General features: G+C 55.6%; 14 protein-coding genes. All 14 read left to right on the forward strand.

The window, feature by feature from the left end:
* Positions 1–79: 79 nt before the first annotated feature.
* The 14 genes from acpP to ABD035_RS03490 all read left to right on the forward strand — a co-directional run bounded on the left by acpP (position 80) and on the right by ABD035_RS03490 (position 12,188).
* A complete protein-coding gene (gene acpP, locus ABD035_RS03425) occupies positions 80–316 on the forward strand; it encodes an acyl carrier protein (RefSeq protein ID WP_025901771.1) in 237 nt (78 codons plus the stop codon).
* 85 nt (positions 317–401) lie between these two features.
* Positions 402–1,643, forward strand: coding sequence for a beta-ketoacyl-ACP synthase II (gene fabF / locus ABD035_RS03430; protein WP_212712275.1), 1,242 nt, complete (start codon positions 402–404; stop codon positions 1,641–1,643).
* Between the two features lie 102 nt (positions 1,644–1,745).
* The gene (gene pabC, locus ABD035_RS03435) at positions 1,746–2,555 is read left to right on the forward strand and encodes an aminodeoxychorismate lyase (protein WP_212712276.1); all 810 of its coding nucleotides are present in this window, start codon (positions 1,746–1,748) and stop codon (positions 2,553–2,555) included.
* Positions 2,556–2,557: 2 nt separating this feature from the next.
* Positions 2,558–3,715, forward strand: coding sequence for an endolytic transglycosylase MltG (mltG, locus tag ABD035_RS03440; protein WP_343867720.1), 1,158 nt, complete (start codon positions 2,558–2,560; stop codon positions 3,713–3,715).
* Positions 3,705–4,337, forward strand: a complete 633-nt coding sequence (tmk, locus tag ABD035_RS03445) for a dTMP kinase (RefSeq protein WP_212712278.1) — start codon at positions 3,705–3,707, stop codon at positions 4,335–4,337. Before mltG ends, tmk begins: the two co-directional genes overlap by 11 nt.
* Positions 4,337–5,326: a DNA polymerase III subunit delta' C-terminal domain-containing protein gene (locus ABD035_RS03450; RefSeq protein WP_343867723.1), complete on the forward strand. Its 990-nt coding sequence runs from the start codon at positions 4,337–4,339 to the stop codon at positions 5,324–5,326. Before tmk ends, ABD035_RS03450 begins: the two co-directional genes overlap by 1 nt.
* Before the next feature lie 18 nt (positions 5,327–5,344).
* The gene (locus ABD035_RS03455; protein WP_212712280.1) at positions 5,345–6,145 is read left to right on the forward strand and encodes a metal-dependent hydrolase; all 801 of its coding nucleotides are present in this window, start codon (positions 5,345–5,347) and stop codon (positions 6,143–6,145) included.
* A gap of 401 nt (positions 6,146–6,546) precedes the next feature.
* Entirely contained in the window at positions 6,547–6,897 is a 351-nt protein-coding gene (gene hinT / locus ABD035_RS03460; RefSeq protein ID WP_212712281.1) for a purine nucleoside phosphoramidase, read from the forward strand.
* Between the two features lie 17 nt (positions 6,898–6,914).
* Entirely contained in the window at positions 6,915–7,283 is a 369-nt protein-coding gene (locus tag ABD035_RS03465) for a YcfL family putative periplasmic lipoprotein (protein WP_212712282.1), read from the forward strand.
* A 10-nt stretch (positions 7,284–7,293) separates the two neighbouring features.
* The gene (gene lpoB / locus ABD035_RS03470; RefSeq protein WP_212712283.1) at positions 7,294–7,920 is read left to right on the forward strand and encodes a penicillin-binding protein activator LpoB; all 627 of its coding nucleotides are present in this window, start codon (positions 7,294–7,296) and stop codon (positions 7,918–7,920) included.
* On the forward strand, positions 7,901–8,728 hold the full coding sequence (locus ABD035_RS03475; RefSeq protein WP_343867727.1) for a phosphotransferase: 828 nt from the start codon (positions 7,901–7,903) through the stop codon (positions 8,726–8,728). The genes lpoB and ABD035_RS03475 overlap by 20 nt, the downstream gene beginning before the upstream one ends.
* Positions 8,729–8,763: 35 nt before the next feature.
* Positions 8,764–9,807, forward strand: coding sequence for a beta-N-acetylhexosaminidase (gene nagZ / locus ABD035_RS03480; protein WP_343867729.1), 1,044 nt, complete (start codon positions 8,764–8,766; stop codon positions 9,805–9,807).
* Positions 9,808–10,125: 318 nt separating this feature from the next.
* A complete protein-coding gene (locus ABD035_RS03485) occupies positions 10,126–11,418 on the forward strand; it encodes an NAD(P)/FAD-dependent oxidoreductase (protein WP_343868197.1) in 1,293 nt (430 codons plus the stop codon).
* A 227-nt stretch (positions 11,419–11,645) separates the two neighbouring features.
* Positions 11,646–12,188 carry a glycine zipper 2TM domain-containing protein gene (locus ABD035_RS03490; protein ID WP_212712287.1) on the forward strand — a complete coding sequence of 181 codons (543 nt, stop codon included), beginning with the start codon at positions 11,646–11,648 and terminating at the stop codon, positions 12,186–12,188.
* Positions 12,189–12,198: the final 10 nt, after the last annotated feature.

Here is a 12,198-nt window from a genome sequence, read left to right on the forward strand (position 1 = left end):
TTTTAGTTGCATCTTTTTCAACATTTTATACACTACGAAAACCGTCGCGAAAGCGAGTTTTGATAGGAAATTAAATAGTATGAGCGATATCGAACAACGCGTTAAGAAAATCATTGCTGAGCAGCTGGGTGTTAAAGAAGATGAAGTGACCAACTCTGCTTCTTTCGTAGAAGACCTGGGTGCCGATTCTCTTGACACCGTTGAGCTGGTGATGGCTCTGGAAGAAGAGTTTGATACTGAGATTCCAGACGAAGAAGCTGAGAAAATCACTACCGTTCAGGCAGCGATCGACTACATCAATAGCCATCAGGGCTAATGAATATCTTCAGGCGGTCATTCGACCGCCTGAGTTTTTTGTCCGTCCCACTTAGTGTTTTTTTCCCCCTCCCTGGAGGACGAACTTGTCTAAGCGTCGTGTAGTTGTGACCGGTCTTGGCATGTTGTCTCCTGTCGGCAATACCGTAGAGTCTACCTGGAGTGCTCTCCTTGCCGGTCAGAGCGGCATCAGCATGATTGACCACTTTGATGCCAGTGCCTATGCAACCCGTTTTGCAGGTCTGGTGAAAGATTTTAATTGTGAAGATATCATTTCGCGTAAAGAACAGCGCAAAATGGATATATTCATTCAGTATGGAATTGCAGCGGGTGCGCAGGCGATGGCGGACTCCGGTCTGGTTGTCACCGAAGAAAACGCACCACGCATTGGTGCAGCGATCGGTTCCGGCATTGGCGGCCTGGGGTTAATTGAAGATAACTATCTTGCAATGAGCCGTGGCGGTCCGCGTAAAATCAGTCCTTTCTTCGTACCGTCCACCATCGTTAACATGGTCGCCGGACACCTGACCATCATGTATGGTCTGAAAGGACCGAGCATCAGTATTGCGACGGCCTGTACCTCAGGTGTGCACAATATTGGTCACGCGGCCCGAATGATCGCTTATGATGATGCGGATGTCATGCTGGCCGGTGGCGCTGAAAAAGCCAGTACCCCGCTGGGTGTTGGTGGCTTCGGTGCAGCACGTGCGTTGTCAACCCGTAACGATGACCCTCTGGCGGCGAGCCGTCCGTGGGATAAAGATCGTGACGGTTTCGTACTGGGAGACGGTGCCGGTATCGTGGTCCTCGAAGAGTACGAACACGCGAAGAAACGTGGCGCAAAAATCTATGCTGAGCTGGTGGGCTTTGGTATGAGCAGCGATGCTTACCATATGACCTCACCGCCGGAAGATGGTGCAGGGGCTGCGCAGGCGATGGTTAACGCCTTACGTGACTCCGGATTATCTGTGGATCAAATCGGCTATATCAACGCGCACGGTACGTCTACGCCGGCCGGGGATAAAGCAGAAGCACAGGCGGTTAAATCTGTGTTTGGTGCGGCAGCGGATAAAGTGATGGTCAGCTCGACCAAATCAATGACGGGTCACCTGCTGGGTGCGGCGGGCGCTGTTGAGTCGATTTTCTCGATTCTGGCGCTGCGCGACCAGGCGATTCCGCCAACACTGAATCTGGATAATCCGGATGAAGGCTGTGATCTGGACTTTGTACCACACACCGCCCGTCAGGTGAGCGGACTGGAATACAGTCTGTGTAACTCCTTCGGATTTGGCGGAACCAATGGTTCTCTGATTTTCCGTAAGATCTGATGGTTCAGTGACTGCCTGAGGCCCGCAATGCGGGCCTTTTTTTTAGGATGCCTCCTGAGCTGAGGCCAGCGCAAGGTCCCTCATTCATTATCCGGAGAGCTGATGATATTGATCGATGGTTATGAGACAGAATCCCTGCCGGTCAGCGACCGGGGATTACAGTTCGGTGACGGCTGTTTTACCACGGCGTTGATCCTCGAAGGTCAGATTTGCCGTCTGCAGGCACATCTGCAGCGTCTGGAAGAGGGCTGTGAACGGTTGACGATCCCGTTTACCGACTGGCAGACACTGGCGCAGGAGATGAAGGCGCGGGCCGCCACGCTACAGCGCGGGGTACTGAAAGTGGTCATCACCCGCGGTTCCGGCGGGCGGGGATACAGCAGCACCGGGTGCAGCCAGCCGCGACGCCTTGTGTCGGTGGCGGCCTATCCGGCACAATATGATCAGTGGCGGAAGCAGGGGATTAGCCTGCTGACCTGCCCGATGCGTCTGGGGATCAATCCTGTACTGGCCGGGATCAAACATCTGAACCGGCTGGAACAGGTAATGATCCGCCAGTTTATCGATCAGTCTGCCGCAGAGGAAGCGCTGGTACTGGACTGCCGTGACCGGATTATTGAATGCTGTAGCGCAAATATATTCTGGCGCAGCGGTGAGCAATTGTTTACCCCACGGGTAGACGAAGCCGGTGTGAACGGTACAATGCGACGTTATCTTATTCGCCTGCTGGCGGAGCAGGGATATGATTGTCAGGAAGTCCGGGCCGGTTTACCGGCCCTGCAGCAGGCTGATGAAGTCTTTATCTGTAACTCGTTGATGCCGGTGGTTCCGGTGACCCGGGTCGATACCCTGACCTATTCTCCGGGAACGCTGACACACAGATTGTCTGAGCTCTGTTATTCACCAGGTTAAGCATGCAGAAAAAAATAAAATTTACCTTAGGATTCGTGGTGGTGGCCGGTGCACTGATCGCCGGCGGTGTCTGGAAAACACGGCAACTGGCCGAATCGCCTCTGCTGATTTCACAACAGACGATTTATACCCTCCCGGCCGGGAGTGGACGCGTGGCACTTGAGCAACAGCTCGAAGCGCAAAAAATTATCCCGGACAGCTTCTGGTTCGGCTGGTTACTGAAAGCGGAGCCGGATCTGGCGCGCTTTAAGGCCGGTACTTACCGGCTGACACCCGGCATGACCGTCCGCCAGCTGCTGCAGTTGCTGGCCAGTGGCAAAGAAGCCCAGTTTCCGGTACGGTTTATCGAAGGCCAGCATCTGACGGAATGGCTGAAAACCTTGCGTGATGCGCCTTACCTGCGTCATGAACTGAAGGATGATCAGCTCAGTACCGTCGCCGCGGCTCTTAAACTGTCCCCTGAGGATACCGAAGGCTGGTTTTATCCGGATACCTATCTCTATACCGCACATATGAGTGACCTGTCGCTGCTGGAAAAGGCGCATCAGCGGATGGTGAAAGAAGTCAGTAACGTCTGGGACACCCGTGCTCCCGGTCTGCCGTATAAAGATCAGAACCAGTTACTGACGATGGCCTCTCTGATCGAAAAAGAGACCGCCGTCAGTGAGGAGCGGGGCATCATCGCCTCGGTCTTTGTTAACCGGTTGCGGCAGGGAATGAAATTACAGACCGACCCGACCGTGATCTACGGGCTGGGAGATCGCTATAGCGGGGTACTGAGCCGTAAAGATCTGGAAACCCCGACGGCCTATAACACCTATGTGATTGCCGGGTTACCTCCGGGCCCTATCGCTATTCCGAGTATCGCCTCATTGCAGGCAGCAGCGCATCCGCTGATGACCAGCTACCTGTACTTTGTCGCGAACGGTCGCGGCGGTCATACGTTTACGACCAATCTGGCCAGTCATAACCGGGCGGTTCAGGTCTGGCGTACGCTTGAAGACAAACGGGCTGCAGAAGCGAAAGCTACCGGGACTCCTTCCGGAAGTGCGGCCGGTCAGACTCAGGATGCACAGACCCCGCCCGGGGCGCAACCGCCGGTCACTGAGACCGGGCCGGCAGCCAAAGGACAGGATAAGAATACAGCCAATGAAAAATAAATTTATTGTCATTGAAGGTCTGGAGGGTGCGGGCAAAACCACGGCCCGTGATCTTCTGGTGGAGGTTCTTCGCCAGCATGGTGTGACAGATATTGTTTTTACCCGGGAACCCGGCGGAACCCCGCTGGCGGAAGCCTTAAGGACACTGATTAAAGAAGGGGTTACCGGTGAAGATATTACAGATAAGGCAGAATTGCTGATGCTGTATGCTGCACGGGTACAACTGGTCGATACCATCATTAAACCTGCGCTGGCACGCGGCGCCTGGGTGATCGGTGACCGGCATGATCTCTCTTCGCAGGCCTACCAGGGAGGCGGCCGGGGGTTTGACCCGGCGCTGATGGCTAGCCTGCGTCAGACCGTACTCGGCGATTTTGCTCCGGATCTGACGCTGTATCTGGATGTCGCCCCGGAAACGGGTCTGCAGCGGGCGCGTAGCCGTGGTGCGCTGGATCGCATTGAACAGGAATCGCTGGATTTCTTCCATCGCACCCGTGCGCGTTATCAGCAACTTGCCGCCCTGGACCCGTCGATCCTGACGGTCGATGCCAACGGTACGCCGCAACAGGTCAGTGAGGCATTACGCCAGACCCTGACCCGCTGGCTGTCGGAACAAAACTGATGCAATGGTATCCGTGGCTGAATGCCCCGTATAAGCAGGTGATCACCCGTTGTCAGGCCGGGCGGGGGCATCATGCATTGCTGATACAGTCATTGCCTGGTATGGGTGATGACGCGCTGGTCTGGGGGATCTCACGCTGGCTGATGTGTACAGCGCCTGATGGCATCAAAAGCTGCGGTCACTGTCATGGATGTCAGTTAATGCTGGCCCGTAACCATCCTGACTGGTACTCGCTGACGGTGGAAAAAGGGAAGTCATCGCTGGGGGTGGATGCTATCCGTCAGGTGACCGACAAACTTTACCATTTTGCTCAGCAGGGTGGGGCGAAGGTGATCCATATTCCGGATGCGGCCCGGCTGACCGGGGCTGCGGCGAATGCCCTGTTAAAGACGCTGGAGGAACCACCGGCAGATTGCTGGTTTTTCCTGGGAACGCATCAGCCGTCTGCGCTACCGGCCACGCTGCGAAGCCGCTGTATGACACTGCATCTGCCGATCCCTGCAGAACAACAGAGCCTGCACTGGCTGAGTTCACAGGTGCAGGCAGATCCCGCGGCCATCACCACGGCATTGAGACTGGCAGCCGGGGCACCTGCCGCCGCGCTGGAATTTCTGAACGGTGAGTTGCAGCCCCGGCGTCTGCAATTCTGTCAGACGCTGTCCGGGGCTATCCCGGACGACAGCTTGTCTCTGTTACCCCAGCTGAGCCAGGACGATGTTGCCCTGCGCCTGCACTGGCTGATGAGCTTGCTACTGGACTGCATAAAATATCAGCAGAACAGTCTGCAATGGATGACAAATACTGACCAGCAGGCCCTGATTGCCCGGCTGGCCAGCGTGATTTCTTTGCCGGCCCTGCATCAGAGCCTGGCACTCTGGAAGCAGTGTCGTCACCGTATTCTGGAAACCCCGGCGGTTAACCACGAGTTATTAATCACAGAAGCGCTGCTGGACTGGGAACAATTGTTCCTCCCGTCGCGCCCTGGTTGAATGTTCAGAGAGTAATATATGTTTTTAGTCGATTCACATTGCCATCTTGATTGCCTGGATTATGAAAAAGATCACAGTTCTCTGGATGACGTTATCCGTAAAGCCGCAGAGCGCGATGTTCGTTTTATGCTGGCGGTGGCCACCACTCTGGACGGATTCAGCCGTCTGAAATCCTTCGTCGGCGACCGGCCCGACGTGGCATTTTCCTGCGGGGTACACCCGCTGAATATGGATCCCCTGTGCGATCCGCAACGTCTGGCCTCACTGGCCGCTGACCCGCAGGTGATAGCCCTCGGTGAGACCGGGCTGGATTACTTCTATGAGAAAGAGGCGGAGCAGCAGCGTCAGCAGCAGATTGCTTTCCGTCACCACATCCGTATCGGACGTCAGCTGAATAAGCCGGTAATTGTGCATACCCGCGATGCCCGGGAAGATACTCTGGCACTGCTGAAAGAAGAGAAAGTGGAAGAGTGCGGCGGGGTGCTGCACTGCTTTACGGAAGATAAAGAGACCGCCGCCAGATTACTGGATATGGGGTTCTATATCTCCTTCTCGGGAATTATCACGTTCCGTAATGCCGAACAGATACGTGAAGCCGCACGCTATGTCCCTCTGGACAGAATTCTGGTGGAAACCGACTCTCCTTATCTGGCCCCGGTTCCGCATCGTGGCAAGCAGAATCAGCCTGCCTTCACCCGTGATGTGGCCGACTTTGTGGCGGAACTGAAAGGTGTGGATACAGAAACGCTGGCCCGCCAGACCACCGAAAACTTCTCCCGACTGTTCCATACTCCGGTCGGCAACCGCCACGACGGATAACGGCAGTCACACCGGGGACAGCACCCGGGAGCGTCGGGGCCTCTGCGCCCGGATCAGCCTGCCGACATGCGGGGAGGCTGGGCACCGTCCCCCGGGGAGTTCAGCGGGTTCCGTGACGCGTCCGGGGAGCAAAAGTTAGCCTGAACCTGGATAGCGGACTACGCTAAAGAGGTTATTGAGATCTCTCCGGAGGCCAGCAGTGGCACGGTTCATGCCCCTGCTGACGCGGAATCGCCACGTCAGCCCGTACTTTCCGGACGGGCGTCGCCCGGATTTTTATGGCTTTCCTGCAAATAAATAATGTAAAGTCAGGTAACTACTCACACTTAGTCTTATACAGTATGTTGTTTACTGTGGGTGTTTCGCCAGCAGCGAACACCGGATAATCAGGAAACCGATGGATGGCCGAAGAAACTATTTTCAGTAAGATTATTCGCCGTGAAATACCGGCAGATGTGGTGTATCAGGATGAACTGGTGACGGCATTTCGCGATATTTCACCTCAGGCACCGACCCATATTCTCATTATCCCTAATCAGCTAATCCCGACCGTGAATGACCTCACGACAGAGCATGAGCCGGCACTGGGACGGATGATGACGGTTGCCGCCGGAATTGCAAAACAGGAAGGGATTGATGAAGACGGCTACCGTTTGATTATCAATTGTAACCGCCATGGTGGCCAGGAAGTTTATCATATCCATATGCACCTGGTCGGTGGTCGTGTACTGGGACCGATGCTATCCCGGTAATGATTCGGAGAGACCCTATGCGAGCGGTTTTATCTGCACTGCCACTGTTGCTGTTATTAACCGCCTGCAGCGGTCATCAGCCACAGATCAGTATTTCACAGCCGCTGGTAATGGAAGCCGATGTCTTGTCAGCCGGTATCACCACTGACGGGCCGACCCTGAGCAGTGAAAGCGGGCAGCAAAAAGCCAGTGTCATACTCTATAATGATCGTGACGTTCCGGTCACTCTGCACTATCGTTACTTCTGGTACGATGACAAAGGCCTGGAAATTTTACCGGAACAACCGGCAGAAACTATTGTGGTGCCCGCGCATCAGAATCGTCAGGCTGTTTCATGGTCAGGTAACCTGAGTGCCAGCCAGGTCCGTGTGTCTCTTTATCTCTGAGGATGTTCAAGTGATTCGCAGCATAAAATTCAGCAGTCCGTTATTATTTGCCTTTGTTCTGTCCGGGTGTGTCATCAATCAGACGCAGAAACCTGCACCGGTAGAGCCGGCACAGCCTGCGACTCCGGTGCCGCAACAGACGCAACAGCCTATCCAGGCACCGCCGACACCTCCGCAGATCACACAGCCACAACCGCAGGAAGTGCCTCAGCCACCGAAGTTGCAGAGCATCAACTGGCAGAACAGCGTTCAGCCGCTGGTCAGCAGTATGATGAATACCCCGGGCATCACCCCCGGCAGCGTATTGCTGGTGGATCGCCTGAAGAACAGCACCAATGGCTCGATTCAGAGCGACAATGCTGATCTGGCCATTAACCAGGCGCTGAGCAATAACAGCAAGTTTACGCTGGTCACCACAGCGCAGCTGAACCAGGCTAAACAGGCACTGGGGCTCTCGCCGCAGGACAGCCTCAACTCGCGCAGTAAAGCGATTGGCCTGGCGCGTAACCTTAATGCGCAATATGTGCTTTACAGCACGGCACGCGGGGATGCCAAATCGCCTAAACTGCAGATGCAGCTCATGCTGGTACAGACCGGTGAGATTGTCTGGAGCGGCAGTGGCAACGCCGTCAATTGATCCCTCGCTGGCAGCGCTGCTTCGTCAACATCACCCGGCCGGTCTCTCTGCCGGGTGTTTTTTATCCCTTCCCGGGCTGAGCGGTCAGTCGGTTAAAATCACGCTTCCCGACGCGACGCTGGTGGCCCGGCAGCAGCCGCGCCAGCCTTTGCCGTTTGTCGATCGCCGGCGTGAATACCGGGTGCTGAAAAAACTGGCCGCCGGACATCTGGTACTGCCGCCGCTGGCGGCTGACCGGCACTGGTTAGTACAACCCTGGCAAACCGGGGAAGAGCTATCGCCGCAGACCTTCTCTGAACACTCTTACGGGATCACGGCACAGCTTATCCGCTTACATCACCAGCCACTCACCGGTTACCGGCTCTCTGTAACTTCGCTTCTGGAACAGTACTGGCTGCTGTGCCGTGAGCACCATATTCACTGGCTCCGTCACTGGCGACGCCTGCGACAACGGGGAGAACCTGCGCCGCTGCGCCTCGCGCCGGTGCATATGGACCTCCACGCCGGGAATGTGGTGCAGGGGAGTGACGGGTATCGTTTTATCGACTGGGAATATACCGCCGACGGTGATATTGCGGTTGATCTGGCCATCATTTCCATGAATGATCCGCAACATGCATCACACTGGATAGCCTGTTATGCCCGCCAGTCAGGGATCTCTTCTCAACGGTTAGCCCGGCAGGTCGGTCACTGGCGGCCGTGGCTCAGCCTGCTGGCCGCCTGCTGGTATCAGTTACGGGCAGAGCAGACAGAACACCCGCAACTCAGGCAGCTCGCCCGTCAGAGCTGGCAGACGCTCTCATTTTAAATCAAGACTATTGCGCACGGATTAGGAAAAGTATTATGACAACTTCATTGCCCGGACCACTGATGCTGGATGTGGAAGGCTACGAACTCGACCGCGAAGAGTGCGAGTTGCTGCAGCATCCGCTGACCGGCGGCGTGATCCTGTTCAGCCGTAACTACCACTCTCCGGACCAGCTGGCTGAACTGGTTCGCCAGATCCGTGCCGCGTCCCATACCCGGCTGGTGGTCGCCGTGGACCAGGAAGGCGGGCGCGTCCAGCGTTTCCGCGAAGGTTTCACACAACTGCCGGCCATGCAGTCGTTTTCGGCGCTGAGTGAAAATGAGCACCAGGCCGGTCGGCTGGCAAAAGAAGCGGGCTGGCAGATGGCTTCGGAAATGACGGCGATGGATATCGATATCAGCTTTGCGCCGGTCCTGGATATCGGCCATATCAGTGCGGCGATCGGTGACCGTTCGTTTCATGACAACCCGCAGATAGCCCTGTCAGTGGCCGAACAGTTTATTGCCGGTATGCACGACGCCGGCATGAAAACCACCGGCAAGCACTTCCCGGGGCATGGGGCCGTACAGGCCGATTCACACAAAGAAACGCCGATCGATTTACGGGATGAAAAAACCTTACGTGAACACGATATGGCGATCTTCAGCCAGCTTATCCGCTGTCAGGGGCTGGATGCTGTCATGCCCGCCCATGTCATCTATCCGGCCGTGGATCCGCAACCGGCTTCCGGCTCATCGTACTGGCTGAAAACCGTTCTGCGTCAGGAGCTGGGCTTTGCCGGTGTTATCTTCTCTGATGATCTGTCGATGGAAGGGGCAGCAGTGATGGGCTCTTACCCTGAAAGGGCGCAGCAATCACTGACCGCCGGCTGTGATGTTATCCTGGTCTGTAATCATCGTGCCGGGGCCGTTGAAGTCCTCGACCGCCTGCCACACACTACGGCCGAACGTCTGACCCGCCTGATCCACCGCGGCACACCCGGCTACGCCAGCCTGCAACAGCAATCGCGCTGGAAAGCGAACCATCAGCAGTTAGCGACATTACAGCAACGCTGGCTGGAGGAAAAAGCCCGCCGTTGATCACCCCGGCCGCCAGGCTATTCCGGCTTACCCGTCTCAGTAAGCCGGAGATCCCTCTGTTACAAATCACCCTTCCTTATATTTAGCCCGATGTTTTTTTGTCCGTTACTGATGTTTTTTCCGGTCCGACGGCCGGCCGGTATACTCTCACCCTGCGGTTATTTTCCGGGCTTATCATTTTGGTAGGAACCGTTCACCGGCTCGTGTTATGCTGAATTCAGACGTTTATTTTAAAATTTAACTTTATGTTAGCTAAGGGTATTATCACCCTGGTTCAACTAGCAGCAGATATTTTGGGGGGTTTAGTTGACTACATCTGTGCAAAAAATCGTCATTGTTGGCGGAGGGGCCGGTGGACTGGAGCTGGCGACTCAACTGGGCAATAAACTGGGAAGACATAAGAAAGCTGAGATAACGCTGGTCGACAGAAATCAGACGCACTTATGGAAACCACTGTTACACGAAATTGCGGCAGGTTCGATGGATGAAGGCATCGATGCCCTCAGTTATCTGGCTCAGGCCCATCATCATCACTTTACCTTCCGTCTGGGTACACTGACAGAAATCAACCGCGAAGAAAAAAAACTGCGTCTGGCCGAAATCCGTGATGAAGACGGTCAGGTACTGGTGGAAGAGCGTGATCTGCCGTATGACACGCTGGTGATGGCGTTAGGCAGTGCATCGAACGATTTCGGCACACCTGGCGTCAAAGATCACTGTATTTTCCTGGATAACCCGCATCAGGCGCAGCGGTTCCACAACCAGATGCTGAACCTGTTCCTGAAATACAGTGCCGGGACACAGCCACAGAAAAAAGTGAATATCGCTATCGTCGGTGGCGGGGCGACCGGGGTTGAGCTTTCCGCTGAACTCTATAACGCGGTAAAAGAACTGCACAGCTATGGTTACAAAGAGCTGGGCGGTGAAGCCCTCAATGTGACTCTGGTGGAAGCCGGGGAACGCATCCTGCCGGCATTACCACCACGTATCTCCGCCGCGGCAGAACTGGAGCTTAAAAAGCTGGGAGTGAATGTCCTGACGCAGACCATGGTGACGCGGGCCGATGCTGACGGACTGGAAACCAAATCCGGCGAGAAGATCCACGCGGACCTGATGGTCTGGGCGGCCGGGATTAAAGCGCCCGATTTTATGAAAGACATCGGCGGCCTGGAAACCAACCGCATCAACCAGCTGGTGGTTAGGCCGACGCTGCAGACTACCCGCGATGAAGATATCTATGCCATCGGTGACTGTGCTTCCTGTGCATTACCGGGGGGCGGATTTGTGCCTCCGCGTGCGCAGTCTGCGCACCAGATGGCCTCGCGGGTGCTGGCAAATATTATTGCCCGCCGTAAAGGGAAGTCTCAGCAGGACTACGTCTATAAAGATTATGGTTCCCTGGTGTCTCTGTCCCGATTCACCACCGTGGGCAGCCTGATGGGTAACCTGATGCGTGGCTCGATGATGGTTGAGGGTAAGATTGCCCGCATGGTGTATATCTCTCTTTACCGTATGCACCAGATAGCCTTGCACGGTTACTTCAAAACCGGGCTGATGATGCTGTCCGGCAGCATCAACCGGGTCATCCGGCCGAAACTGAAACTGCACTGATTTTTATCTCCCGTCCCCCGGCCCGTCTGTGGCCGGGGTTTTTATCAGAAGCGTCCCAAAATGTCGCGAGAGATACGCCGACAGTCATTTGTTCCTTTTGTCTGATAGTGCCCCCCGGGTGATTCTGCGAGACTGCCAGCAACAAGGCGGGACACGCACGCCGTCAGTAATCTACTGAAACTTCACTATGTTAATGCGTGGTCATTCGATCAGTCAGGAGGATCCCTGTGAATAAATCAATGGTTGCAGGTGTAGGAATCGGAATAGTCGCGGCATTAGGTATCGCGTCGGTGGCCGGTGTGAACATGTTCCATCGTAATCCGGAGTTCGCCCAGGTGATGTCGGCAACGCCTATCCGTGAGGTGATCAAAAATCCTCGTCAGGAGTGCCATGCGGTCAATGTTGTTCACCGCCGCGCGGTGCAGGATGAAAACCGTCTGGCCGGCTCGGTGCTTGGCGCCGTGGCGGGTGGGGTGCTGGGGCATCAGTTCGGCGGAGGTCACGGACGGACACTGGCAACGGTCGCCGGGGCGGTGGCTGGCGGTTACGCAGGCAACCAGGCGCAGGCCGGTTTACAGAACCGCGATACCTACACCACAACACGCCAGCAGTGCAGGACCGTCTATGATAAGCAGGAAAAAACACTGGGCTATGATGTGACCTATAAGATAGGCGACCAGCAGGGCAAAATCCGCATGGATAAAGACCCGGGGACCCGTATCCCGCTGGACAACCGGGGACAGCTGATCATCGATAGCACCCGCAGTTAAGCGTCTGTTG

The sequence above is a fragment of the Tatumella terrea genome, from assembly GCF_039523755.1.
Lineage (GTDB): Bacteria > Pseudomonadota > Gammaproteobacteria > Enterobacterales > Enterobacteriaceae > Tatumella > Tatumella terrea.